The sequence below is a fragment of the Paenibacillus sp. XY044 genome (assembly GCF_002257645.1).
Classification (GTDB): Bacteria; Bacillota; Bacilli; order Paenibacillales; family Paenibacillaceae; genus Paenibacillus_AQ.
The window spans coordinates 326,628-352,618 of record NZ_NQMO01000008.1 but is presented as its reverse complement, the minus strand read 5'-3'; the positions used below and the strand labels follow the sequence as shown (position 1 = coordinate 352,618).

General features: G+C 53.5%; 24 protein-coding genes. 5 read left to right on the top strand and 19 right to left on the bottom strand.

Features of this window, described 5'->3' with window-relative positions:
• Positions 1-264: 264 nt before the first annotated feature.
• The 3 genes from yidD to CJP46_RS28080 form a co-directional block, all read right to left on the bottom strand.
• Positions 265-546: a membrane protein insertion efficiency factor YidD gene (gene yidD, locus CJP46_RS28090; RefSeq protein ID WP_094598918.1), complete on the bottom strand. Its 282-nt coding sequence runs from the start codon at positions 544-546 to the stop codon at positions 265-267.
• A 4-nt stretch (positions 547-550) separates the two neighbouring features.
• Positions 551-1,018: a Fur family transcriptional regulator gene (locus CJP46_RS28085; RefSeq protein WP_094598917.1), complete on the bottom strand. Its 468-nt coding sequence runs from the start codon at positions 1,016-1,018 to the stop codon at positions 551-553.
• A gap of 142 nt (positions 1,019-1,160) precedes the next feature.
• Positions 1,161-2,138 carry an ABC transporter substrate-binding protein gene (locus tag CJP46_RS28080; protein ID WP_094598916.1) on the bottom strand — a complete coding sequence of 326 codons (978 nt, stop codon included), beginning with the start codon at positions 2,136-2,138 and terminating at the stop codon, positions 1,161-1,163.
• 300 nt (positions 2,139-2,438) lie between these two features.
• On the opposite strand from CJP46_RS28080, the gene CJP46_RS28075 reads away from it, so the two are divergent.
• Both CJP46_RS28075 and CJP46_RS28070 read left to right on the top strand, forming a co-directional pair.
• Positions 2,439-3,452: a FecCD family ABC transporter permease gene (locus CJP46_RS28075; RefSeq protein ID WP_094598915.1), complete on the top strand. Its 1,014-nt coding sequence runs from the start codon at positions 2,439-2,441 to the stop codon at positions 3,450-3,452.
• On the top strand, positions 3,449-4,507 hold the full coding sequence (locus CJP46_RS28070) for a FecCD family ABC transporter permease (RefSeq protein WP_094598914.1): 1,059 nt from the start codon (positions 3,449-3,451) through the stop codon (positions 4,505-4,507). The genes CJP46_RS28075 and CJP46_RS28070 overlap by 4 nt, the downstream gene beginning before the upstream one ends.
• Before the next feature lie 137 nt (positions 4,508-4,644).
• Here CJP46_RS28070 and CJP46_RS28065 read toward each other — a convergent pair whose 3' ends face one another.
• From CJP46_RS28065 to CJP46_RS28035, 7 genes are all read right to left on the bottom strand, one after another.
• Positions 4,645-7,083, bottom strand: a complete 2,439-nt coding sequence (locus CJP46_RS28065) for a copper amine oxidase N-terminal domain-containing protein (protein WP_094598913.1) — start codon at positions 7,081-7,083, stop codon at positions 4,645-4,647.
• A gap of 291 nt (positions 7,084-7,374) precedes the next feature.
• Positions 7,375-8,988 carry a beta-N-acetylhexosaminidase gene (nagZ, locus tag CJP46_RS28060; protein WP_094598912.1) on the bottom strand — a complete coding sequence of 538 codons (1,614 nt, stop codon included), beginning with the start codon at positions 8,986-8,988 and terminating at the stop codon, positions 7,375-7,377.
• Positions 8,989-9,037: 49 nt separating this feature from the next.
• Positions 9,038-9,826, bottom strand: a complete 789-nt coding sequence (locus tag CJP46_RS28055) for a response regulator transcription factor (protein ID WP_306431101.1) — start codon at positions 9,824-9,826, stop codon at positions 9,038-9,040.
• Positions 9,801-11,648, bottom strand: a complete 1,848-nt coding sequence (locus tag CJP46_RS28050) for a cache domain-containing sensor histidine kinase (protein ID WP_094598911.1) — start codon at positions 11,646-11,648, stop codon at positions 9,801-9,803. Before CJP46_RS28050 ends, CJP46_RS28055 begins: the two co-directional genes overlap by 26 nt.
• 25 nt (positions 11,649-11,673) lie before the next feature.
• Complete coding sequence (locus CJP46_RS28045; RefSeq protein ID WP_094598910.1) at positions 11,674-12,504, bottom strand: carbohydrate ABC transporter permease; 831 nt, start codon at positions 12,502-12,504, stop codon at positions 11,674-11,676.
• Positions 12,504-13,388 carry a carbohydrate ABC transporter permease gene (locus tag CJP46_RS28040; RefSeq protein WP_094598909.1) on the bottom strand — a complete coding sequence of 295 codons (885 nt, stop codon included), beginning with the start codon at positions 13,386-13,388 and terminating at the stop codon, positions 12,504-12,506. The genes CJP46_RS28045 and CJP46_RS28040 overlap by 1 nt, the downstream gene beginning before the upstream one ends.
• A gap of 130 nt (positions 13,389-13,518) precedes the next feature.
• On the bottom strand, positions 13,519-14,904 hold the full coding sequence (locus CJP46_RS28035; RefSeq protein WP_179281364.1) for an ABC transporter substrate-binding protein: 1,386 nt from the start codon (positions 14,902-14,904) through the stop codon (positions 13,519-13,521).
• Between the two features lie 246 nt (positions 14,905-15,150).
• On the opposite strand from CJP46_RS28035, the gene CJP46_RS28030 reads away from it, so the two are divergent.
• Positions 15,151-15,867: a Crp/Fnr family transcriptional regulator gene (locus CJP46_RS28030; RefSeq protein ID WP_094598907.1), complete on the top strand. Its 717-nt coding sequence runs from the start codon at positions 15,151-15,153 to the stop codon at positions 15,865-15,867.
• 442 nt (positions 15,868-16,309) lie between these two features.
• Positions 16,310-17,194: a hypothetical protein gene (locus CJP46_RS28025; RefSeq protein WP_256992556.1), complete on the top strand. Its 885-nt coding sequence runs from the start codon at positions 16,310-16,312 to the stop codon at positions 17,192-17,194.
• A gap of 127 nt (positions 17,195-17,321) precedes the next feature.
• Here the strand turns inward: CJP46_RS28025 and infC are convergent, their stop codons facing one another.
• The 9 genes from infC to CJP46_RS27980 all read right to left on the bottom strand — a co-directional run bounded on the left by infC (position 17,322) and on the right by CJP46_RS27980 (position 24,962).
• The gene (infC, locus tag CJP46_RS28020) at positions 17,322-17,804 is read right to left on the bottom strand and encodes a translation initiation factor IF-3 (protein ID WP_094598906.1); all 483 of its coding nucleotides are present in this window, start codon (positions 17,802-17,804) and stop codon (positions 17,322-17,324) included.
• 89 nt (positions 17,805-17,893) lie between these two features.
• A complete protein-coding gene (locus CJP46_RS28015; RefSeq protein WP_143813042.1) occupies positions 17,894-18,622 on the bottom strand; it encodes a hypothetical protein in 729 nt (242 codons plus the stop codon).
• Between the two features lie 133 nt (positions 18,623-18,755).
• Positions 18,756-19,475, bottom strand: a complete 720-nt coding sequence (locus CJP46_RS28010; RefSeq protein ID WP_094598904.1) for a hypothetical protein — start codon at positions 19,473-19,475, stop codon at positions 18,756-18,758.
• A 164-nt stretch (positions 19,476-19,639) separates the two neighbouring features.
• A complete protein-coding gene (locus CJP46_RS28005; protein WP_094598903.1) occupies positions 19,640-19,960 on the bottom strand; it encodes a winged helix-turn-helix transcriptional regulator in 321 nt (106 codons plus the stop codon).
• Between the two features lie 273 nt (positions 19,961-20,233).
• Positions 20,234-20,965 carry a ThuA domain-containing protein gene (locus CJP46_RS28000; RefSeq protein WP_094598902.1) on the bottom strand — a complete coding sequence of 244 codons (732 nt, stop codon included), beginning with the start codon at positions 20,963-20,965 and terminating at the stop codon, positions 20,234-20,236.
• Positions 20,966-20,977: 12 nt separating this feature from the next.
• Positions 20,978-21,946: a sugar phosphate isomerase/epimerase family protein gene (locus CJP46_RS27995; RefSeq protein WP_094598901.1), complete on the bottom strand. Its 969-nt coding sequence runs from the start codon at positions 21,944-21,946 to the stop codon at positions 20,978-20,980.
• A gap of 62 nt (positions 21,947-22,008) precedes the next feature.
• Complete coding sequence (locus tag CJP46_RS27990; RefSeq protein WP_094598900.1) at positions 22,009-23,103, bottom strand: Gfo/Idh/MocA family protein; 1,095 nt, start codon at positions 23,101-23,103, stop codon at positions 22,009-22,011.
• Entirely contained in the window at positions 23,096-23,863 is a 768-nt protein-coding gene (locus CJP46_RS27985) for a sugar phosphate isomerase/epimerase family protein (protein WP_094598899.1), read from the bottom strand. Before CJP46_RS27985 ends, CJP46_RS27990 begins: the two co-directional genes overlap by 8 nt.
• Positions 23,864-23,912: 49 nt before the next feature.
• Entirely contained in the window at positions 23,913-24,962 is a 1,050-nt protein-coding gene (locus CJP46_RS27980; protein WP_094598965.1) for a Gfo/Idh/MocA family protein, read from the bottom strand.
• Positions 24,963-25,117: 155 nt separating this feature from the next.
• Between CJP46_RS27980 and CJP46_RS27975 the strand changes: the two genes are divergently transcribed.
• Complete coding sequence (locus CJP46_RS27975) at positions 25,118-25,966, top strand: AraC family transcriptional regulator (RefSeq protein ID WP_094598898.1); 849 nt, start codon at positions 25,118-25,120, stop codon at positions 25,964-25,966.
• Positions 25,967-25,991 lie beyond the last annotated feature (25 nt).

Sequence of the window (25,991 nt, the reverse complement as noted above, 5' to 3'; positions counted from 1 at the left end):
TGCGCCTTCACAGGCGGCAGGCTCCATCAGTACCGGCCTGTTTCAGCCGCGCACTGTCCATTATCGCTGGATCACGCCTCTCCCTTACGCATCCCTAACGAGGGCTGCTGCTCGAAAGTGGTTCCTCCCGGACCATCTTCGGAGATTTCGCTTATACCGGTTTTCAGCTGCCCCGGCTCTCTGAAATAAGCTACCGTTCTCTTACTCATCCGTTCCTCGGAAATGTCATATATTCCATAATATACTGAACCCGCATGCCGCGTGTCAAGTCAGGCGACCCTCGCCTTCGGAAGGATGGGCGGCGTTAGGGCCTCCTTTCTCCTTCCGCGGGGGAACAAGATCCACACCGCCCGGGTGAAACGGATGGCACTTAGCGATCCGCTTCATGGCCAGCCACGAACCCTTGGCGGCCCCGTGCACTTCGATCGCCTCCATCGCATAGGCCGAGCATGTCGGGTAGAAGCGGCAGGTCGGTGGTTTTAACGGCGAAATGTATTTGCGGTAAATGACGATCGGACCTTGGACGATTCTTCGGGATATGCCCATGGCATCAATGCTCCCTGCTTCGCCCGGACGCCGGATTCGCATTCAGCCCCGCATCCGCAGGCTGCCGGCAGTCTTTACAATATCCGAATACTTCAAATTTATGCTTCACAACCTGAAATTCATCAGGCGTATCCGTCATCGATACCGGGCAGAAACTGATCGGATACGTCTTCTCGCATTGCAGGCAGATCATGTGATGATGGTGATGGTCCTCGCTGCAGCTGGCTTTAAATTTGACCCCGTCCTCAAACACGATCTGTTCAAGAACCCCCAGCTCCTGCATGACCCGAAGATTGCGATATACGGTATCGAAACTGAGTCCGCTATATTTTTTGCCCATAAACTCATAGACATCCTTGGCTGACAAATAACCTGAATGTTCACCAAATAATTTGGCGAGCGTCTTGCGCTGGTCGGTTATGCGCAGTCCCTGCTCGGACATGGCGTCAATAATCTTCTCCGTCGAAAGCATACGCTCATCCTCCCATTCTATGCTTAGAGCCGTAAGCCACTCTTGTTTACAACATTTGTCTACTATTAATAATGCATCAAATCCCAGCGCCCGTCAATGAAGCAGGGGACCCCTGACGGAGCCCCCTGCGCGCGGTTCGATTTTATTTAAAATAGGATACCAGCTGGTCGAGCATCAGATTGGCGGCAATGACCCCGCCGGCGGTATTCCAGATGGCATCGTCCACACGATGGGCGTTGCCTTTCTTGACCACCTCAAGATTTTGCCAGAGTTTGTCTTCGGTCCATTCCTTCTCCATCTTGCTGCCTTCGCCGTCACCGGTTTCATAGGTAAAGTAGAACAAAATGTCGCCGTTCATATCCGGAATACGCTCTTTGCCAACATCGTCGGAGAACCCGGGATTATCCTGCACCGCTGGACGGGCGAGGCCCACTTCCTTCAAAATGATGCCGGAGAACGTGTCGTTATAGTAAATCCGTGCCTTGCCCGGCATAAAACGGACCATCGACACTTTCGTGCTCAATTTGTCGCCGATCTGCGTTTTGACGTCAGCCACATGCTTGTCGTAGTCGGCGAGTACCTGATTGCCTTTCTCTTTCTCATCGACCGCATCCGCCCACAGCTTGAAGTTATCCTTCCACTCGCCGCGAAGCGTTTCGGAAAATACGGTTGGAGCAATAGCGGACAGCTGCTCGTAAATTTTCTCCTGTCGCATTTTCGTGCCCAGAATGAGATCGGGTTCAAGCGCAGCGATCGCTTCCACGTTCGGCTGGCCTTCGTCACCCACATTCTCTACGCCTTGCATTTTATCCTTAATATGGGGATACCATGGATCGCCCGTCCAAGATTTAACGGCACCCACCGGTGTGATTCCCATCGACAGCAACGCTTCGGTTCCTTCATTGGTCAAAACGACGATTTTCTTCGGATGTGCCGGTACTTTGACCTGGCCCATGACCGTATCAATCGTGCGATCTGCATCATTTGTGGCCGCTGCTTCCGTGCCGCTCTCTCCTGTACTGCCGGAAGCGTTGCTGCCGCTGCCGCTGTCTTTGCCGCATGCGGACAGTACCAGCACCGCAGCCAACAGCATAAGTATAAGTCCGTTCCATTTTCTCATAAGTAAAAGCTCTCCCCTTCTAATCTCCTGATAATGATTCTCAGTGTCGTCCTAATCCTAATTCATAGCGCCTGTATTGTCAATAAACTTCCCGTATTGAAGTCCAAAAGACGGCGACTGAAATTGAGAATCAGCCTCATTGACAAGCCTATGCACTCCACTTAAACTTTAATATGTTACATAGAATGAACTAAAGAAATGAATGATATAGGCCGTATTAGGCCCTTATAACAGGAACTTCAATGCAAAACTTTAGTTCAATCTATTTATTTAAAGATTGATTGAAAAGAGGGGTATGCCGTGCAGCCGGAATGGTTACATAGATCATCTGCCAAATGGACCGGTTTGATCGCAGGGCTCGTCCTCCTGCTCTTATGTGTTGCTGCGAGCATCCTATTTGGCGTGCACAGTACCAGTTGGAGGGAAGTTATCGAAGCCTTCACTTCGTTTAATGGAAGCAATGAGCACATTATCGTCCGCGACGTCCGCGTGCCTCGCGCGCTCATCGCCGCCTTCGTCGGGGGAAGCCTCGGAATTTGCGGCGTACTGCTGCAGTCCCTGACCAAAAATCCGCTTGCGGATGCAGGGATATTCGGCATTAATGCGGGTGCCTCCCTGCTTGTCGTGGCTTCATTCGTCCTGCTGGGCGTCAGCTCGCTTGCTTCCTTCACCTGGATCGCTTTCCTCGGGGCGGCTGTCAGCTGTTTGTTCGTATTTATTCTCGGCTCCGCCGGGCGGCAAGGCTTAACGCCGTTGAAAATTACACTTGCCGGGGCGGCCATTACCGCCTTCTGCAGCTCGCTGACCAACGGCATGCTCATTATTAGCGGCCGGGCGATGGAAGAAGTGCTGTTCTGGATGTCCGGCTCCGTTGAAGGCCGGAGCCTGAACATTCTGCTGGGGCTTCTGCCTTACATGCTTGCAGCCTGGATCGTCGCCCTCCTCATTGCCTCGTCGGTCAACACGCTCATGCTCGGCGAGGATGTGGCGCGAAGCCTGGGGCAGAAAACCGTGCTCCTCAAGCTGACCATGGGCCTGCTCATCGTCGTGCTGGCAGGCAGCTCGGTCGCGGTCGCCGGTCCGATCGGATTTGTCGGGCTGGTCATCCCGCATATCGCCAAGGCACTTGTCGGCAGGGACACCCGTTGGCAGATCGCCTACAGCGCTCTGCTGGGGGGAATCCTGCTCCTGCTTGCGGATATCGCGTCCCGCTTTATCGCCATGCCCCGGGAGATCCCGATCGGCGTCATGACCGCGATCATCGGGGTACCGTTCTTCATCCACGCTGCCAGAAAGGGGTTGCTTCGCCAATGAGCCGTTCATCCAGACCGAAAGGCCCCATCAGCGTCCGCGTGGGCGGGGACACGGTTTCTTTTCTCACTTCAAGACGCCAGATCGTCATCCTGTGCGTTCTGGTCATTGTGCTACTGCTTGCGGTCATCATCAGCATCGGCTTTGGCACCAAATACGTGAATCCCTGGGATGTCACGCAGGCGATCTTCGGCCAAGGGGACAAGCTGGACGTCGTGGTCGTGCAGAAGCTCAGGCTCCCTCGGATCATCGTCGGAGCATTAGTCGGCGCTTGTCTCGCTATGTCCGGAGCGATCACACAGGGACTGATTCGCAATCCGCTGGCTTCCCCGGACATCATGGGGGTTACGAGCGGCGCCTCTGTCGCGACGACAGCCATCATTACTCTGATTCCGTCGGCCAGCGTGTTCTGGCTGCCGCCGGCCGCCTTTGTAGGCGCAGCACTGACCACGCTGCTGATTTATGTACTCTCGTGGAAAAAGGGCGTTAACCCGCTCATGCTGGTCCTGATCGGCGTCGGCATCGGGGCGGTGGCTTCAGCCATTTCTACGATGCTGCTCGTCACAGGCCCGACGGACGTCGCTCAGAAAGCCTTTAACTGGCTGCTCGGCAGCGTGTACGGCAGCTCTTGGAAGCATGTCAACATGATGCTGCCCTGGTTTATCGTGCTCGGCGTGCTCAGCCTGATCTTCGCCCGGCGCATCAACATGCTGCAGCTCGGCGACGATCTGGCCGCCGGGGCCGGCAGCCGGGTGGAGCGCGACCGGACGATTCTGCTCTTCACGGCCGTCGGGCTCGCCGGAGCCGGTATTTCCGTGGGCGGAGCAATCGGTTTTGTCGCCCTGCTCGCCCCCCATATCGCCCGGAAGCTGATCGGACCCTCTTACGGCTCCCTGCTTCCGGCCAGTGCCTTAAGCGGGGCCATCATCGTCGTCGTGGCGGATGTCCTCGCCCGCAATCTGTTCACACCACTCGATATTCCGGTCGGCGTGTTTACATCGGCCGTCGGAGCGCCGTTCTTCATTTTCCTGTTATGGAAAAGCCGCAGCTCTTCCTAATCGGATATTTTGGGCGCAGCCGTAAATGCAAAATGATACACAAAGAAGAACCCCATCCACCGCAGCCCGCGGTAGATGGGGTTCTTTTCATTGACTATAAGAAAGAATAATAGCTGTATTCCGTTTTGCTCATCCGATTACTGCTTCGTTTGCGGCAATGGCATGAGCAAAAGGTTAATCGGGAGGTTGCTGCCAGGTGCCGCCGTGTACCAAATTTCTACGCTTTGCTCATAGTTTCCGGTACGGTATAACACGCTCGTTTCGTTCGGCGCGTTGACTTCCTGGCTGTTGTTCGCTGCCTGCACCTGCTGGCCGTTCACCATAAAAATGCCGTTGTATACGCCGCCGCGCGGGTTAAGCGTAATCAGCGTATTCGGAGCGACGCGGTTCAGCTTGATTTTGTACAATACACCAAAGTTGCCTGCATTCGAAGCCTCGGTTCCATAAATTCCGTCCAGTCCCCTCAGGTTCGGATCGATGTTGTTGTCACCGAGAACGATACGTGTTTCGCTGCTGCCAAGCACCTCGTCGGTCGACATATTGACGACGGAATTCGGATACGTACCCCGGTTATGAACGTCACGGTCAAGGGCCGGGAGGAATGGCAGCGACTGAAGCGGATCCTTCGTGGCGTCGAGCATAATGACGCTGTATTTTACCGGATAGTTACTGAATGCATCCGCCAAAACGGAAATGCCTTCGCCCGGTTTAATTTTAATGTTGTTGATATTGGTCATAATGACCTTGCTCTCTCCTGGGGCGAGGTTGATATCCTGACGGCCCGAACCGCTCGTCATGGAATCGAAGTAGCGCATCACGGATGCCCTGCCGTGGCCAGTCGCATACTGGCTAGGTCCGCCCATGCCGAAGTTCTGGATGTTGATCGTGTTGTTCATATCCAGCATCGTGTTGGTGGCAATGACATAGACCTGCATATTTTTGTTGGTCGCATTAACATGGTGGAGCATGAACCGGGTGCTTCCGAGTGCCGTTTCCTGATACAGGAGGCCTTCGGAATATACTGTCTCCGGACTGTTGCTGCGGATCAGCGTGGCTGGATCGGATGTTGTCGTGAAGGTCGCTGTTTTCCAGCTTGGCACCGATCCGCCGTTGAACGTGAATTTGTCTCCCACCGGCGTAAAGAGCTTATTGAATTCATCTTCGGTGTACAACGTTTCATTCGTAATGACGACGGTCTTCTGGAACTCGCTTACCGCGCCGTGTTTGTCCGTTACTTTGAGCCGGATCGTTTGCGGTCCAGGCTGGAAGAATGCCTTGCGGTCATTCAGCCATTCGCGGCTGACGATCGCATCTTCATCATCCGTACTCTGGTCGGTAATGGTGATCAGTTCACCCATTTTGTATTGTTCTTTATCGGTTGTAAAGCTGGCGACCGGCGGCTCGTTCGGCTTGAGCACGTTCACCGTGATGCTGTATGGATCACTCCACTGTCCGCTGGAATCCTGAACATAGTGTGTCACCGTATGCGGTCCGGCTTCTTGGAAAATGTCCTCTTTCCCTTCCCAACGCTCGTCAACGATTGGCAATCCGCTGGGAGAGGTCGCTTGGGAAATGTAGTTCACCGTCGTTTCGCCTGCAAAAATGTCAGTTGGACCCACGCTAAACGTGGCCACCGGCTTCGTCGACAGGTTCAAAATGACACGCTTCCCGGGCTGGTCGACCGTATAAGGAATGCCGAGCGCCTGCGTAATCGACGTGAGCGGAACCATGAACGTATTTTTGTACTGATAAGCAGGGCCCTTCATCGGTTTAGACTCTCCGTTGACCCGATAGCTGCTGCTGTTGGTTTTGAACCGGAGCTCGTTGTTATCCTTGATGATGATCGTTTCTTTCGTCTTGGCGTCATACGTCAGTTTCAGTCCAACGCGTTCCACCATGGCGCGGATCGCCACGTAAGATACTCCATTCTTAACGGCCATCGGCTGCCCAGCCAGATACAGCTTGCCGTCCTGGTACATCTTGTTGCTGTTCATCATGAGGATCAGCTGGCCGGCCTGACCGGTTGTCGTGATTCCCGTCGCCGTGATTCCCTGCGGATCGGTGGTTACTGCGGTGCCGCCTGTCGTGCCTTCGGCCTGGCCATCATTTCCTTGCGTTCCGGCGTTCTGGTCATCCGCCGCTTGGCCACCGTCATTAGTAGTCCCGGTGCTGCCATCGGTCTGATTTGAAGTGCCTGTTCCGTCCGTCGTGCCGCTGTTATCGGCGTTTCCGGTCGTTCCCGCGGTTCCTGAACCTGTGGAGTCTTGGCCAGAAGTTGTCGTAGTTGTGCTTGTACCGCTTTCATCCCCCGTCGTGCCGGTCGTTCCCCCTGCATTACCGGTTGTATCTGTCGTACTTGCAGTTCCTGTTGTACCGTTAGTGCTTGCATTGCCAGTAGTGGTCGAGCTGCTGCTCATGATGTTATTGGTGACTGCGTTTGCCGCTGCATTGTCTACACCTTGGACCGTTCCCGCATTTTGCTGGACCTGTACCGCAGTTTCCGCGCCGGCCGGCAAGACCAGAGCGGTTTGTGATGCAGCTAACACTGCAATCATGGTCAATTTCTTGAAATTCATCTCCAGACTCCTTCTGCTCCCATTTTTGAATCACGTTCCACTCTAACGAGCCTCTCTGACCCCATACAAAAAAAAAGAGGCTAACGCTAGTTTCCCCCCGATATCAGATCCATCAAAGCGTATTTTATTTCTGATATCATTGAAAAGACATAGTATTAGACGCTCCATCCCCCGAAAAGTTGCTCTCGATTTATCAGAAGTCGAAAAGAAAAAAGGAAGGATATCCCAAACGGGCATCCAACCTTTGGCAAATCTATCCGGTGTGCTTCCTCTCCCTGCCTTCATCGTGCGCTAGGAAGCCGTGGTTTGACCACCAAGGCGTACTGGCAGCGAGCCTTCCGCCTTAGCATATCCCGTTAGAATGGAGGCCAGCCCTTCCATAAAATAAGGCGTATTTTCGTAGCAGCACAGGTAGGCCGGCGTGGCCGGCACCGCCGCAAGATCGTAAGGATTGCGCGTGGAGGCTACCACGAGCCGCTGCGGCTGAAGCGCGATCAGCCCTTCGACGAGCCTCCGCTGACCTGCAGGAAGCTCGCCTCCCGCCGTGTATGTGGCCACGACGACCTGACGATATCCTCCTGCGACTGCGAGCACCTGATCGATCTCGCGCTCTGTAGGTTCCGCACTGATCGTTAGCTCATTTACGTCCTGTATGTAATCCGACAACGCCTGTCCGAGCGTCTTTGCTTCCGTCCAAGGCTCATCCACTTGCGTTTCCGAGCGGAGCTCCGGCCAAACGACAAGGACCGGTTGGTCCGTCTGAAGCGGAAGCTGACCATCGTCTTTGACGAGCGTAATGCTGTGCACAGCCACTTCCTTCAGCAGCCGGTCTGCTTCCGGCTTTTCATGCCTTTCCAGGAAGGCGGGCACGTCTCCTTGGGCTCCCGAAAGATGAATCCGCTTCTCCTTCAGCTTCAGGATCCGGTTCACGGCCGCGTCAATGATGCTCTCCGGAATTCTTCCGCTGCGCACGGCTGCCGTGACCGCTTCAATGGCTTCGATTTGATCCTGAAGCGTATGGCTGACCAGGACGATGTCCGCTCCCGCTTCCACCGCGCGGACCGCACCTTCGCCCACGCCGTAATGCTTGGCAATCGCGCGCATTTCCAGGCAGTCGGTCACGATAACGCCCTCATAACCAAGTTGATCGCGAAGCAGGCCGGTGAGCACGGCTGTGGACAGCGTCGCGGGTACCGCTTCCTTCTCGATGGCCGGGAAGATGACATGTGCCGTCATGATGACGTCCACCCCGTCACGGATGGCCCGGACGAATGGCTTAAGCTCCACCTCGCGCAGCCGCTCCATGCCGTGCTCCACCGACGCCAGCCCCAGATGGCTGTCGACGCTGGTATCGCCATGCCCCGGAAAATGCTTCGCTGCCGCCGATACGCCGCGCTCCTGGAAGGCCCGAATCGCGGCCGAGCCATGCTCAGCCACCTGCTCCGGATCTTCGCCGAACGACCGGACGCCGATTACCGGATTCTTCGGGTTGTTGTTTACGTCAAGCACAGGTGCGAAATTCATGTTGATCCCAAGCGCATGCAGCTCTTGAGCGCTAATCGCGGACACCTCGTAGGTATAATCCGGATTTCCCGTCGCCCCTAGTGACATATTTCCCGGAATGCGGCTCACCCTCCGGTGGTCGATTCGGGCTACCATCCCGCCTTCCTGGTCGATGGCGATCCATAACGGCAGCTCCCCCTGCTTCGCCGCCAGCTCCTGAAGAGAGGATGACAGCGCGGCCACCTGCTCCGGCTCGCCGATGTTCCGGCGGAAATAGATGACACCGCCCAAATGGTACTCTTCGATCAGGCGGCGGATTTGCTCATCCGGCTTCTGCGCGTGGAACCCGCAGATGAACATTTGCCCGATTTTTTGCTCAAGCGTTAGTTCCGATACAACCATGACATGCCCACTCCCTATTCATATATTGCTCCATCCATACGTCTGTCAGCTACCCTGCCGATCTGCCCTTGGTTTGATCACGGAATTCGGACGGCGTCAGCCCGGTGTGGCGCTGGAACACCTTGGTAAAGTACCTCCGCTCCTGGTAGCCGATGCTGCTGCCGATTTGTGTGATGCTTTTGTCGCTGTGGGTAAGCAGATATTTAGCGGTTTCGATCCGTTTGCCGGTCAAATATTCGACGAAGGTGACCCCGAGATGATTTTTGAACAACAGGCAAAAATAGCTGCAGCTGATGCCCAGGTGTCCTGCCAGTTCCTCAATGCCCAAATCGTTGCCCAGCCGCTCGCCGATATATAGGATGGCTTCGGACATTAGCTGCTGCGGGCTCTTTCTGGACGCGCTTTCCCTGCTGTCCTCCTCAATCCGGGCAACGGTCACCTGGAACGGGTCACTTCGCCGCTTCAAGAGAATATCTTCACGGGCGGATCGAATCGTGTTCTCCAGCTCTTTGTAGTGGATTGGCTTGCAAATGTACTCCCTGACATTATACTTGATCGCCTTCCGCGCATACTCGAATTCCTGATATCCTGTCAGCAGAATGATTTCGGCGGCGGAACCGCCTTTGCGGAGCTCCCCGATCAAGGTCAGTCCGTCCATCACCGGCATACGGATATCGCACAGCACAATATCGGGAGTGTGAAGACCGCAAATGTCCAGCGCCTCCTGCCCGCTCCGGGCGGTGTACACCTGCATTTGCATGTCGTTCCACGGAATGACGCTCTTCAGATTGTTCAGAATCGGGGCTTCATCATCAACCAGCAGCACGTTCAGAATCATCCAAGTCCCTCCACTCGTTGTCTGGTATGATACATTGAATTATCGTTCCGGTGGTGCCTGACGAACAAATGAACAACCCGTATACCTCGCCGTAGTGAATCCTTATGCGGTCGGCCACGCTGCGCACGCCGAGTCCCCTCCGCTCCTGGTTCACCTGCATATCCTTCTCGTCCTGGTGTTCCGTATTATCGCTCTTCATGTACTCAAAAGCAGACAATTGACGCGGGCTGATGCCGATGCCGTTGTCCTGCACCTGCAGGACGATCCGGCCGCGCTCTTTCCAGCAGGACACATAAATCATGCCTTTATAGCCGATTCCTTCAAAACCGTGCTGAATGCAGTTTTCGACGAGCGGCTGCAGGGTCAGCTTCAGCACGCTGCGGCTCCGCAGCTCCGCCGGGATGTCGATCTCGTATTCAAACAAATCCTGAAACCTGAATTTCTGGATTTCCAAATAGCTCTGCAAATGCTCGATTTCCTGGCCAAGCGTAATCTCCTCGTTGTCCTGAATGCTGATCCGCAGAATGTTCCCGAGCCGGTGCACCATTTCGCTGACCTTTTCCCCTTCGTTCTGAACGGCAAGGACGTTGATCGACTCGAGCGTATTGAACAGAAAATGCGGTTTGATCTGGGCCTGAAGCACCCGCAGCTCCGCTTTCGCCTTCTGCTTCTGCTCCTTCTGGATTTGTTGGAACAAGCCGTTGACCCGTTCAACCAGATCGTTAAAGCCCTTCGCCAGAATATGCAGCTCGTCTTTGCCCCGGTGATGAACCTGGACGTTGAAATCCCCGCCTTCCACTTTCCGCATGAAGCGGACGATGACCGCAATCGATCCGGTAATTCGGTTCATGAAGACCATGTTGAAGGTCACAGCCGCCAGAAGGCAGACAAGCGTAATGCCGATAAACCATTTGGCAAAAACCAGCGTTTCCTGCGACAGGGAGCTCCACGAGGTGACGGACACCAGGCTCCAATTGAAATCATTCATATGATAAATCGAAACGATGCTTTTTTCCCCGTTAAACGCCGCCTTGAAGCTCTGAAAGTCTCCGCCGAACTCGACATCCTTCTTCATCACGGACTGGATTTGCTGGCCGTCCAGCACTTTATTCGGATCATACAGAATAAGTCCTTTGTCGTTCACGAGCATAAAATCGGTAGACTGCATACCGCGGTTTAGGGACAGGTTGCGGAAGATCAGCTCGATATCCCAGTTTTTAATTTGGGTTACCAATATCCCGATATTTTTAAAATAGCTCAGCTCCTTGATGAGCCGAATTTGCGTAAACACCGGTTCGGATCCGGTAATTTCCGGGTATTCATGTGGCCCGAGCCATTTGGGAACCCCGTTCAGAGACATGACTTCTTGATATAACGGGTGGGCCTTAAACTCTTCGAATGACAGCGTATTAAAATCTTCTTTCGTAAAAATGGAGACCGTACTCGACGGCCCGCTGCCCTGCAGGTTGTACAGATAGGCATAACTGATGGCAGGATGGTTATACAGCAGGCTCCGGAAATTCCGCTGGCTGTTGTTCAGGTTCAGCTGCTCGGCATCGTTCAAATCCTGTTTGGTCGGGTCCTTGGCGATGAGCGCCATATGAAACACCGAGGTCGCGATGCCGTTATCCGTCACGTTGTCCATCTGTTTCAGCACGCTGTTGATGCTGTAGCTGATGGCTTTAAGGGAATATTCCGTCTGCCGGCTGTATTTAGTCTCAATCGAATGAGAGGTCACCATAAAGGTGACAACTCCCAGCACGCACAGCGGAACGATGATCAGTGTAACAAATGCCGTAAACAATTTTACTCGCAAATTCATTGGCATTCATCCGTTTCTTCGCATGTTATCCCTTAACACTGCCTGCTGTAACGCCTTCAATGATTTTCTCCTGAAGGATCGCGTAAATCACGATGACCGGTACGACACTGTAGACAATGCCGGCCGACATCTGCGCATAATTCATCTGATATTGATCCCGGAACTGCACCATCCCGACCGGGAGGGTTCGCAGCGAATCATTGGAGAGGAAGTAGTTGGCTAGCAAAAACTCGTTCCAGTTGCCGAGGAAGTTCACGATAAACACCGTAACCATGGCCGGAACCGTCAGGGGTACGACAATTCTAGCAAATATACCCTGGGCTTTCAACCCGTCCATGACGGCAGCTTCCTCGATTTCACCGGGAAGGGATCTCATGAACGCCGCCAGAATGATGACCGAGAACGGAAGCGCGTTGGCGATGTACGGAATGATAAGCGCCAGATGCGTATCCAAAATGCCAAGCTTCCGCACGAGCAGATAGATGGGAAGCATAAGCGCGTTGTTCGGAATGAGCATGCCGACCAGAATCAAGCCGGACAGCAGCGCGCTGATTTTGAAATGCCGCATGCGGGTGATCGCAAACGCAAACATCGCGGCGATCAGGATGGATACGACAGCCGACAGAATCGAGATATAAAGGCTGTTGAAAAAATAGGTGCTGATCTTGGCGTTTACCCAAGCCTCCACGTAGTTGCCCAACGCAAACTGCTTCGGAATGCCGAACGGGTTCAGCGCGATCGCGTTGTTATCCTTTTTGACCGAGGAGAACAGCACGAACAGGAACGGGAAAAGAATAACCAATAAGTAGGCCATCAGGACGATATGGGGCAGCAGTTTTTTGATCAGCCTGGTCATTAGTATTCAATCCTTTCGCTGCGCCTTGCAATCAACAGCTGGTACAGGGCGGTCAGTATTAATGTAAACACGAAGATGAGAACGGAAATGCTGTTGCCGTATCCGTACTTGAAGTTGGTAATGGCATATTTGATCATGTAGGTAGCCATCACGTCGGTCGATCCCGCCGGTCCGCCCTTCGTCATGACGATGACGATGTCTGCGGCTTTCATCGCTCCGGCGATGGACAGCATAATGACGACGGAGATGATCGGCTTAATGAGCGGCAGCGTAATGGAGAACGCCCGCTGCACAGCCGATGCGCCGTCGATGGCGGCGGCTTCGTCCAGCTCGCGGGGAATGGAAATAATGGCGGCGAGCACCATGACGATATAAAAGCCGGTCCACTGCCATGCATTGGTGATCAAGACGGACAGCATCGCGTATTTTTCGTCGGACAGCCAGTACAGCGGTTCGATGCCGAACACTTTCAAAATATTGTTCAGCAGCCCGATGTTCGGCTCATAAATAAATCCCCAGAGGATGCCGATTACGGCGGTGGACATGATCGACGGTAAAAATACCGCCGTCTTGTACAGCCCTTTCAGTTTTTTGACATGGGCGATCAGGAGCGAAAAAAATACGATCAGCGGCACCTGAATTCCGCAGGAGAACAAAATAAAATAGCCGTTGTTTCTAGCCGCGGTCCAAAACCGCTTCTCCGTCAGCGCCTTCGCGAAGTTGTCGAAGCCGATGAATTTCGGATCGCTGGACACGCCGTTCCAGCTCGTCAGGCTGTAACGGATCGAGCTTACAATCGGATACAGAAAAAACATGGCAAACAAAATCAAGCAGGGAAGAATAAACAGGACGTAGAGCGCAGGATTCTTCATTGCTTTGTTCATGGAGTTCCTCCCAACGCGGGCGCTTGTAGTCGTCCGCCCGAAAAAATGTCATGCTCCCTCAGGTTGAGGGGATCTGCGAAAAAAACAGGTGCCCCGGTTTTACCCGAGGCACACCGCATCATTTTGACCGTTATTCTTCCAAGGAGTTCGCTTCCTCTTGTGCCTTCTGAAGCGCTTCGCCCATCTTCTCGGGCGTCGTCTGGTTGCCGATCAGCTTTTGAATTTGAATGTTGCTGATTTCCGTCGTCACGTCGGCTTGCACGAGCGAGTCGAATGCCGGGAAGGAGGATTGTGCCGTGTTCAGCACGTCGACGATTTGCTTCATCAGATCGTCAGTAATGCTTGATTCCAGCACGGATGCGTCAAGCTTCATGGCAGGCAGGACCCCGTCTTCCACCAAGCCGCGGATCTGCATTTCCTCATTGAACATGTTTTTGATAAAGGCCTTCACTGCTTCCAACTTGCGCGGATCCTTGGCGACCGCGGACGAGAAGCCGTAGCCGTTGTTGACGTCGCGCATCAGGGCCGTCTGATCGCCTACGCCGCCATCCACTGGCGGAAGGTTGAAGAAGCCGACTTTGCCGATCATGCCTTCACCGGATTCGCCCTGCTTGAACACCGATGACTTCCAGGTTCCGTCATACATCAGAATGGCTTCCCCGCTCGTAAACTGGGTCGTGTACTCGGCATATTCAAAGCCCAGCTCGCCCTTCTTGAAATAGCCCTTGTCGACCCATTCCTTATGCTTCGCAAACGCCTTGACCATGTTTGGATCATTCCATTTGGCTTCGCCCGTGGCGAATTTGTTCGTAATGTCCGGTCCGGCGTAGCGCGACCACAAATGGTTGGTCAGCATCAGCGGTACCCAGCCTGCCTTGGAGGCTGCCGCCATAGGAACTTTGCCGTCCGCCTTGATCGCGGCCAGCTGCTCTTCCAGCTCGGCGAACGTTTTAGGCGGCGCCCAGCCCTTTTTATCGTAATACTCTTTGTTGTAGAAGAAGCCTTCGCCGGATCCGCCGATCGGCAGCCCGTAAACCTTGCCTTCGTACGTGAACGGCTCGAGGGAGCTGAATTTGTCTTTAATCCCCAGTTCCTCGATGATTGGCGTCAAATCGAGCAGCTTGCCCTCTTTGGCGTATACTTTGGAATCAGGACTGCCGAACAGGTCGAAAATATCCGGCGGGTTGCCTGCTGCCATCTCACCGCGCAGCTTTTCTTTCCGGTTCACGTCGGACTCCACCCCGTCCAGCTTGAACGTTAACCCTTCGATTTCGCCCTCCGTCTTTTTCACGACGTCCTGAAGGATGGCAAAACGCTTCTCCTTGTCCTGGCCAACCTGCGTATGGCGCAGCGTCAGCTCGAACGGTTCGGCCTTCTGCGCTTCCTCCGTCTTCGGCTCCGTTCCCGATGATCCGCCGCCCGACTCTCCGGCCGATTTGTTATCGCTTCCACAACCGGATAACGCAAGCGACGCTGCAAAGCATAACGAGATTAGCAGCATCAAACTTCTCTTCATCTTCATCTGGTTAAACCCCCTTAGCATTCTGGTTTACATGCTTAATTATAAGAAGCCGCCGCCGCATCCGTAAGGAGAATATTCCGCTAATGGAGGGGGAAAATCCTCTACAACAAGTGAAAATAATCACATTGTTAGAAATTTGACACTTTTCGGCTGTCCGGAACACGCTCAGACGCTCGTAATCTCGCTATAATAAAGGAAAAGGCAACCACATTACAGCAAGCTAAAAAGGGGAAATGAACGATGAGCACACTGCCTGCACTCCAGGAAACGGCCCGAAATACATGCTGCTTCTCGGACGCCAACTTCACACGGATGCTTTCCATGATGACGGAAATGAAGATGCCTGCGGGTTCCCACCTGTTCTGGGAAGGGGATTCGGCGGACAAATTCTACTATATCTACAGCGGATGCGTAAAATTGAGCAAATCCTCGGTCGAAGGGAAAGAGCTTATCGTCTATATGTATACAGGCGGAGATATCGTCGGCCAGGCCGACCCGATCGGCAGCCGCGCGCACAGCTATACCGCCGAAGTGCTTGAGGACAGCGTCATCGGAGTCATTGACCAGCAGGACATGGAATTTCTCATCTGCCAGGACGGCGGTTTTGCCATGGACTTCATGAAATGGATGGGAAACCATCACCGCCTCACGCAGACCAAGTTCCGGGATTTAATGATGTACGGCAAGCCTGGCGCGCTCTGCTCGACGCTGATTCGGCTCGGCAATACCTACGGAGAACATACAGGAGGACGTATCGTCATCCACAAAAAGCTCACCAACACGGATCTGTCGAACCTGATCGGAGCTACCCGCGAAAGCGTCAACCGGATGCTGGGCGATCTCCGCAGATGCGGTGCCGTGGACATCGAGGACGGCCTGATTGTCATTAACAACATTTCTCATCTGCAGGGCATCTGCCACTGTGAGCATTGTCCGAAGGAAATATGCCGGATTTAAGAGAATGCATCCCTTCCCTCTGTGCGCCAGCGCAGAGGTTTTTTCTTGCGCAAAAAGGCTCAGACCGGCTTCCATTCCCTCCTCTACCTTCCTCTAACTTTTCTCTCTTCACCCTCCCAAATACCTATATTCATTAAAGCGCTTTCTTCATATATTATTAAATGATTCTTTAGACCTATATATTATGCGGAATAAAGAACCGATTAATTGGATATCACCCATTTCCAAGGACTCATCTACTACGCAGATCTACCTATCATGACGTGGGCCTGCTATCAGACTACTGATCCTTGTAAGGAGGACTGAGATCCGCCAAAACCAGGAACATCATAAGCTTTCAACACTGCCAGATCTGGTCTTAAGGAATCGTTTTTTTGTCGTGATAGAGGGTCCATTGAATCAGGTAGTACCGCATATCATATAAAGGAGTGTATCGATTGTCATGTCAAGTAAATTTTCATTACGTTCAGGATGGATTGCTGCCGTCGTTTTGTTATGGTTTGCCGCGGGGTTTTATCCCGCAAACGAGGCTAAGGCGGAAGGCTACACCAAAGCCACATGGCTGTGGAACACGGAATTGATCAAGACGGAAGCCCAGGAGATGCTGCAATTTTCGGCCGATCACGGCATCAATACGATTTATCTCCAGACCAACAGCGATATTCCTGCGTCCTACTATAAGAGCTTCATTAAACAGGCCGGAGCGATGGATATCCGTGTCGATGCGCTCAGTGGCGCCCCTTCCTGGGGACTTACGTCGAATCGCTACAAAATCACAAGCTTCCTCGACTGGGTACAGGCTTACCAGAGCGGCGCTTCAGAGGGCGAGAAGTTCCAGGGCGTTCATGTCGACATTGAACCCCATGTGCTGCCTCAATGGAAGACGGATCAGACCTCTGTCATCCGCCAGTGGCAGGAGAACGTCGAGTATCTCACTGAATATGTGCATGAGATGAAGCTTCCTGTTGCCGCCGATATTCCGTTCTGGCTCTGTAACTATACGACGGCGGACGGAAATAGCACGCTGAGCCGCTTCATGATCAGCCAATATGACTCGGTTGCGATCATGTCCTACCGGGATACCGCGGACGGCATCTACAGCACCGCCAAACGCGAACTGGAAGAAGCGAGCTATCTCGGCAAGCCGGCCTTTGCTTCCGTCGAAACGAAGCCGAGCAGCGAAGGCGGATTCATTACCTTCTATGAGGAAGGCAAAGCCTATATGGACTCCCAGCTGGTCGAGCTGCAGAAGCTGGCCCAGGTCAACGCCTCATTTGCGGGGATATCCGTTCATGACCTCGACGGCTGGAGATCGCTTAAAGACTGACCCGAACCGCAGAATAGCCCCTGAGTGCCTGAATAAAGGCGCCAGGGGCTTTTGTTCTTCGAACGGATGTCCATCAGCTAATACTCCCTTATTTTCCTTGGGGAAAGCTGTACCCAATATGTACTCATTATGCGACCGGATCGATCTGGACGGCAACCTGCTTGCCGCTCACCTGAATGCCTGTTTTGGCACGGCCCCATTCCTTCAATTCTCGCACCAGGCCCTCCAGCAATACTTTGGCGGCGGCGCCTTCTTTGCTTTGAACCCGGACCACCAGCATGACCGCATTTCCCGCTTTTAATATCCGCGATGCCTGCTGCTTCTTCGTGTCCAGGTCATGGTCCTCGATGTTTGGGGTCAACCGGATTTCCTTCACTTTTACGACCCGGTCCGATGATTTGGCTTTCGTTTCCTGGGCTTCCTTCTTGGCGTCGGCAGCAGCCACGAGCCGGCACGGCGGCGGACTGCTCATCAGCGACGTGCAAACGAGGTCCACTTTCAGCTTGCGGGCCAGGGCCAAAGCTTCCCCTGTCTTGACAATTCCTAAATCCTCACCGTTCAAACCGGTTAATTCCACTTCTGACGCCTTGATCTTCTCGTTCATCCACATAGGTTTTACCCTTCCTTCCAAACATGACATGTATCCCTTGCCTACACGTTTCTTTCATTTCCGCTGTCAGCCGGGTTCGGGCTTGTCCATCATACGCTTGCCCGCTCCAGCCTGATTTCCACTTCATCCTGCGGCGTCAGCTTCATTTCCAAACCGCTGTCTACCAGTTCCTTTCCGTTCACCTTGACGACCCATTTCTCCACCGATTTGGGGCTGTATCCCTGGACGGTGTCCACGTACATTTTATTGTCCGTCATCTTCACGAAACCGCTGTATGCCATGACGTCCCGAACGCTTTGATTGGCGGAGTACGGATACACATAGGAATGCGTCATATCGGGTTTCATCGACCCGCCGTTCAGTTTCAGCACCGTAAACTCGGGAGCCTTCGTATCTTTTCCGCCTTTTTTGGGATCGGCGTACTGAATGTTGATGGAAATTTCGTCGTGCTCCTGCAGCACGGTGTCGAGATTATCCTTGCCCAGCTTCTTGCCATTAATTTCAAATGCCCACTCAAATAAAGGATCCAGGGACACCTGGCTGATCGTCAGGACACTGCCGTTGTCACTGAAACTGACAATGCCGCTTCTTTTCAGCCCTTCCCGGACCGTCACGCCCTGATGCAAATATTGTTGTAAATTTTGGATGACCGCCGATGAGAAGAAGCCGTCCTTTTCCGAGAGAGAAACCTCCCCATTGACGTCATTCGAATAAACGTTGGCCGATGCCTCGTCCTGGTCGGCTTTTTTGCAGCCTGTCAGCAGCAGCGTTGCTATGATCAACATCATGAATGCAGTGTGTACAACTGGCTTCCTCATCGTAATAACCACCTTTGTTTCCGCAAATCTCGCAGGACTCTTCCAAACGCAAATAGAGCCCTCCCCTGAGGACTCTATTTTACCATATTCGAGCCGAACCGTATAATCCGCGCATTCCGGCAGATCCTTCCTGTCAGTCGATGAGAGGCTCCATAAACGTGCGGGAACCGTCGGTATTTTTCAAATAAGGACCCAAACCGAGAAAATTCGCCTGATCCACGTATACGCCGGTCATCCACGTGCCTTCCAGCACCTCTCCCCCAAACTGCAGCATCAGCGGCGGGGCTGATATATATTCCTGGTAAATCGGAAATTTCATATTGTGCTTCTTGTAACTTTTGCCAAGTTGAATAAGGGGGGCTTCATGAACATAGGTAGGCACAAAATAAGTGGAGATGACCCCCAGCTCTTCTTCTGTGAAAAAAGGAGTGTCGCCAAGAAAGGGGTGGAACATCGTGATTTCTTCATACTGGGACCAGATGATGACCTGCAGCAGTATGCTCTGCAGCCGGCCGTTGTAAAAGATGTATTCATGCTTGGACGTTCCGGCCGAGGCATGGTTCGCACCAAGGCTCTCGACGTTATGCCGCTCACAGCCGATGCATTTCCAGCCCGTAGGACCTTGAATCCATTTCTGAAAAATCGTACTGCTCTTGTCTTTGTCTTCGTCGGCAGGTGACACCTGAGCAGGCCTGTCTATGGTCCAGCGCTTCCAAATCGATTCCGGCCAATACCGGCACAGCATGCTGAGCGTCTTGTCGTAAATGCCCCGAACCTTGACCGAAGCGCTTTCAAGCTCATGTACATCGTCTTTGCCGTACCCGATTCCCTGGGAGAATAAGATCTTCCTCATCGTCATCCGCCTCCTTATACGCCGAAAAGGCAGTTTTTTACCAATTATACTACAGACTCCGCCATTTGGTGCAAGTCTTTTCCTATAATTAACAAAAACCCTCCTTAATGGAAGGAAGGTTTGTCGTTAGACGGGTATCGCTGTACCGTCCTATTCGGACGGTTTTACAGCTCAACCCACTGCTCTGCCCACTCTTGAACCTGCTCCATAACAGGACGCAGCGCTCTGCCTTTATCCGTCAGCTCATATTCGATACGGACAGGCGTTTCCGGATAAACGTTGCGAACCAGAATTCCTTCCGTTTCCAAGTCTTTCATGCGTTCGGACAGCATCTTATCGCTCATCGAAGGGATTAAATTCGATATATCCTTGAACCGTTTCGGACCATCCATCAGGGAAAAGACGATCAAGCCGTTCCAGCGTTTTCCTAATATGGAGAAAGCATTTTCGAATCGCGGACACATGTTTAATTGTTGATGATTCATGATCTTCACCTCTTTACAGAATCCATGTAAACAGTTACGCCTCATGAACGCTTACATTAAGTTAGTACATTTCATTTTACCACATTTCTGCGCAAAATGAAACAAGACAACCGCTGGAAAGCTCCGCAAATGAAAATTCCCTTACAAAGGGAGACTCTTCCTTCATTACCCATTCAATGATTTGCAGACGCCCGGAAATAATGCATTCTCCGCCAATCAAAAAAAAAGCGGCGGTTTGGACCGCCGCTTTTGCTTGGTGCGTCTTGCGAAAACCTACAGTACCGCCGCCGATTTCAATTCTCTGACCGGCTGCATGTTGCCGAATACCGGTGCCGTTGTCTTGAGCGGATACGCCCAATTGATCGCGTTCGCGATAACTTTCAGGATTTCCGGCTGGTAATAGGTCGGGAACGTCTCGTGACCTGGACGGAAATAGAAGATCTTCCCTTGGCCTCTGCGGAAGGTGCATCCGCTTCTGAACACTTCGCCGCCCTCGAAATTACTGATAAACACGAGCTCATCCGGAGCCGGAATATCGAAAAATTCGCCGTACATTTCTTCATGCTCAAGAATGATTTTGGCGTCGATGCCCATGGAAATCGGATGCGAAGGATTCACGTTCCAAATAATTTCCTGCTCCCCTGCTTCTCTCCATTTGAGGTCGCAGGAGGTACCCATCAATGCTTTAAACGGTTTGGAGAAATGGCCGGAATGCAGCACGATGAGTCCCATCCCGTCAAGCACGCGTTTTACGACGCGCGCCACCACTTCGTCTTCGACGCGGTCGTGGGCCATATGTCCCCACCATACGAGCACGTCCGTGGCATTCAGCACTTCTTCGGTCAATCCGTGCTCGGGCTGGTCCAGCGTCGCCGTTGTAATCGCAAAGCCGTTGCCGTCCAGTCCCGCCGCCAGCGCGGCATGAATGCCATCCGGATAGACTGCCTTCACTTCGTCGTGGATATTTTCATGAACGAATTCGTTCCAAATGGTTACATTAATCAATGGTTTATCCTCCTAAACCCACCACATCTCGCCGAGTGGCTCTTCGATAAGTACTTGCTGCAGGTTTTGAACGGCTTTGGAGAAGCCTTCTTCAACGGACATCAGGCCGTCTTCATGCTCGATGCTGACGACATAATCATAGCCGACGAGGCGCAGTGCGCTGATAATGTCAGCCCATGTCTTCACGTCATGGCCGTAGCCTACGCTGCGGAACTGCCAAGCGCGGTCCAGCATGTTCGTGTAGGACTGCATATCGGTCAGGCCGTATTTGTTAACGTTGATCGGATCGATGACGGTATCCTTGGCGTGGAAGTGATGGATCGCGCCAGCACGGCCCAGAATATGGATGGCCTGCACCGGATCGATGCCCTGCCACCACATGTGGCTCGGATCGAGGTTGGCGCCGATCGTATCGCCGGCAGCTTCACGCAGGCGGAGCAATGTCGCAGGCGTGTGCACCGAAAATCCGCCGTGGAGTTCCAGCGCGATTTTTACATTATGCTCTTTGGCAAACTTCGCTTGTTCAGTCCAGTAAGGAATGACTTTGTTCTCCCACTGCCATGCGAGCACTTCCTGGAAATCGTTTGGCCAAGGCGCAACCGGCCAGTTCGGATATTTGGCATCCTCATGGTCGCCAGGGCATCCGGAGAACGTGGTTACGACTTCAACGCCTAATTTCTCGGCCAGCAGCACCGAGTTCACGAAATCCTCGTGGTCGGCTTGAGCCAGATGCTTCTGCGGATGCAGCGGGTTGCCGTGGCAGCTCAGCGAGCTGATCGTGAGACCGCGGGAATCGATCGCATCCTTGAACTGTTTCAATGCGGCTTCGTCCTTCAGCAGCTCCGCCGGTTTGCAGTGCGCATTGCCGGGATTGCCCCCTGTTCCGATTTCAACGGCCTTCAATCCTTTGGAGACGACATAGTCCAAAGCGTCCTCCAGTTTGCGTCCACCAAACAATACCATAAATACTCCCAGTTTCAAGTGTACTCCTCCTCATTCTTGGTTATTGTAGCTATTCATGATTGCATCTTTGCAAAGGTTGGCTATTCCTCAAAATAAACGGCTTTGCCCGTTTTGGCAGACTCGTAAATGGCTTCCAGAATCTGCGTGACCACATAGGCCTGCTCCGGTTTGACCACCGGCTCTTTATCTTCCAGGATGGCATCGAGCCACAGGCGCTGCTCCTTGTCGGCATCGGTCTCGGCCGATCCGGAGTAGAAAGCTACGCCGCCGGCGTTCAGATCCACCGTGGTTTCGTAGAGACGGCTCATTCTCTCGCCGTTGATGCGAAGGCCGTCCTTCATGTCTGCGCCGCCTTCCGTGCCGGCGAGAACCGTTTTGGCTTCCCCGGTTTCCACGACGTTCAGCGCCCAGCTGGACTCCAGCACGATCGTTGCGCCGTTCTGCATCGTAATAAAACCGAACGCGGAATCCTCTACCTTGAATTCTTCCGGATTCCACGGGCCGAACGCGTTGGCCGCATTCTCTTTATGCCCCAGCTTGTGGAAGGTGCTGCCAAGCACGCTCTTCGGCTTGTAGTTGTCCATCAGCCAGAGCGTCAGGTCGAGCGCGTGGGTGCCGATATCGATCAGCGGTCCCCCTCCTTGCTTCTCTTCGTCAAGGAACACGCCCCATGTCGGAACGGCGCGACGGCGGATGGCCAGCGCTTTGCCGTAATAAATGTCGCCGAGTTCCCCGTTCTCGCACAGCTCCTTCAAGTATTGGCTGTCGTTGCGGAACCGGTTCTGGTAGCCGATCGTCAGCTTTTTGCCGGTACGCTTGGCGGCTTCCACCATCTCTTTGGCCTCAGCGGCCGTCTTGGCCATCGGTTTCTCGCACATGACATGCTTACCGGCCTCCAGCGCCGCCACCGAAATGACGGAGTGGGAATCATTCGGCGTACAAACATGAATGACGTCGATGCTGCCGTCCTTCAGCAGCTCATGGTAGTCAGTATACACTTTGGCGCCTTCAGCGCCGAAATCGGCAGCGGCCTTCTCGGCGCGCTCCTCCACGATATCGCAGAACGCAACCATTTCTGCATTAGGCTGCTTCTTGAGACTCGGCATATGCTTACCGTTTGCGATTCCTCCGCAGCCGATAATGCCGATTTTCAGGGTTTTGCTTGAGCTAGACATTCACGGGTCCTCCGTTTCTGGCATAAGATTTAATCCATTCCATGCTGGCTGCAATGCTTTCGAGCGGTGGTCTTTCACAGAAATCCTGCTCCACAACGATCCATTCCACGCCGGCTTGATCCGCGGCTTCAGCCACGGCTTCCAGATTGACCTCGCCTGCGCCGAGTTCGACCGTTTGCGGCGTACCGTCCTCTTTGCGCTTCACGTCTTTCCAGTGCACAATCGGAAGGCGTCCAGCATACTTCTCGATGTATTCCACCGGATCGTAGCCGGCATAATACACCCAGCACGTATCCAGCTCCACCTTCAGCAGGTCGGCGGGCACCGCTTCGTACATCGCGTCGAACACCGTTTCCTCGCCGCGCGTTTCCGTAAATTCAAAATCGTGGTTATGGTACAGCAATGTTGCCCCCTGCGCGGCGCATTTCTCGCCGATGCGCTTCAGGTTATCAAATACATCGTCCCACTTGCGCTGTTCCTCGCCCAGGTAAGGTACGATCAGGCTGCTGTTGCCGATCTCCTTGTTATAGGCGATTTCCTCGTCCAGTGCGTTTTGCATCCGGTCGTACGGCGTATGGGTACCGATGGCGACCAGACCGTTCTCGTCCAGCAGCTTCTTGACCTCGGCGCTGGAGCGTCCGAAGAAGGTGTGGAATTCCACGCCCAGATAACCCAGCTCTGCTACTTTCTTCAACGTACCCTCAAAATCCTTTTCCATTTCTTCACGAACCGTATATAACTGCAGTCCAAGCTTCAACATATTGGTTCACCCCTGTATTCGCTTATAGGTCATCTCATGGGAATGACGGTTATTCATGGCTGCTCGCGAGCACGACATGGCTGCCGCTGATGGAAGACTCTTCAAAGGCATACATGGCTTCCAGCACGTGGTAAGCCAGATTGCCGTTGGCCCGGTGCTTTCGTCCCGAGCGGATCGCTTCGACCATATCGTTTACACCGCGGCCGCGTTCGTTCTGGGTGCTCTCAAAAACGGGCGTCAGCACTTCCCAGTCGCTGGAACCGCTGCGGCGAAGCTTGACGTCTCCGTTAAAAAAGTTGGGATCCGGCAGGCTGAGCGTTCCTTCGGTACCGTAAATTTCAATCCACGGCAGATTGGCCCCGGCTTTAATATCAAAGCTGGTAATCATCGTGGCGATGGCGCCTTGTTTAAAATCGATGGTTCCGGCCAGATGGGTCGGTGTCTGCACCTGAATCTGCTGGCCGCTCTTCGGTCCGGAGCCGATCGTCCGTACCGGGATTTGGGCTCCCACTGAGGCGCTGATCCGGCGGATCGAGCCCAGCAGCTCAACGAGCGCCGTCAAGTAATAGGGACCCATGTCCAACATCGGACCGCCGCCCGGCGTGTAGAAAAATTCAGGATCCGGATGCCAGCCTTCAGGGCCGCCGCCCATCATAAACGCCGTTGCCGCCACCGGCACGCCGATCATCCCGGCTTCAATCGCCGCTTTGGCGGTCTGCACGCCTGATCCAAGGAACGTATCCGGTGCACTTCCGGCGCGCAGGCCTTTCTGCTCCGCCAGTTCAATGACGCGCTTGCCGTCCTGCAGCGAGGTTGCCAGCGGCTTCTCCGCGTATACATGCTTGCCGGCTTCAAGCGCCGCCAAATCGATAGAAGCATGGCTGCCGGGAATCGTCAGATTGATGACGAGCTCAATCTCTTCGTTGCCCAGCAGCTCATCCACGGTGTATGCGTTTGCAATCCCAAACTCTTCAGCCCGCGCCTGGGCGCGTTCAATCACCAGGTCGGCAACCGCCACGACCTCAACGACCGGACTTTTCTTTAAATTCTCCAGGTAAATGGCACTGATGTTGCCGCAGCCGATAATGCCGGCTTTCATTTTGTTCTCCACGAAAGTCACTCCTTACGATGCTGAATGCGTATTCAACAATCTAGTAACATGGTATTCCGAATTTATTTATATTAAAATGAATTATATGATCGAAACATGAACAATCTGGTCATTATTTTTTTGATTGCAAAGGGAGTCTTATCATGTCCACCCAAGATTCAGTCCATATTTATACAGCAGGATTTTCATTTCATCATAAGCCGTTCTATATGAGCGAGATGGACGGAGTTAAAAATTACCTAATGCGTCTGCAGACCGACGGAAGATGCCGCGCACTGGTGGGCGGGGAGCTCGTTCCGGTAGAGTCGGGCGATCTGCTGATCTATTCTCCGGATGAGCCGTACGAGCTGTTGATCGGTGAGGAACTGAACGCCCAGGGCGAGCTTGCCGTGGAAAGCGGCGACTATCATATTTTTTTCGGCGGGCCGTGGATTGATCAGTGGTGGGACAAGCAGAAACGGCCGACGCGCATCCGCGTCCCTCTGAACGAGAGCCTTCTCAGCCTGTTCCGCCAAATCGTGCTGGAGCAGCGGAGAATGTCCAACCCGTACCCCGAAATATCCGGATACTATATGCGGATTTTATGCCTCGAAACGGACCGCCTTCTGAGCGAGCATCCCTCCACGACGCCGAGGACGTACCTGGCATACCGCATGAAGCATTATATCGAAGAACATGCCTCGTTATCCTTTAAGCTGGAGGACGTCGCGTCGCATGTAGGCATCAGCGTCTCCAGGGCGGTCCACCTGTTTAAGGAGGCCTTCGGGACGAGCATTATGCAGTATACGCTGGATGTTCGCCTGGACATGGCCCGCGAGCGGATCGTGTTCAGTCCGATGTCGCTCGAAGACATTGCGGAAACTTCGGGATTCGGCAGCTATACGTATTTCCACCGGGTATTCCGGTCCCGGTTCGGCAAGTCGCCCAAGGAATACCGCATGGAGAACAGGGAGCAGATCCAGACCGGGATCGGCGTCCGTTCGCCGAACTAAAATATCGGATAGGACAGGCTGAAGC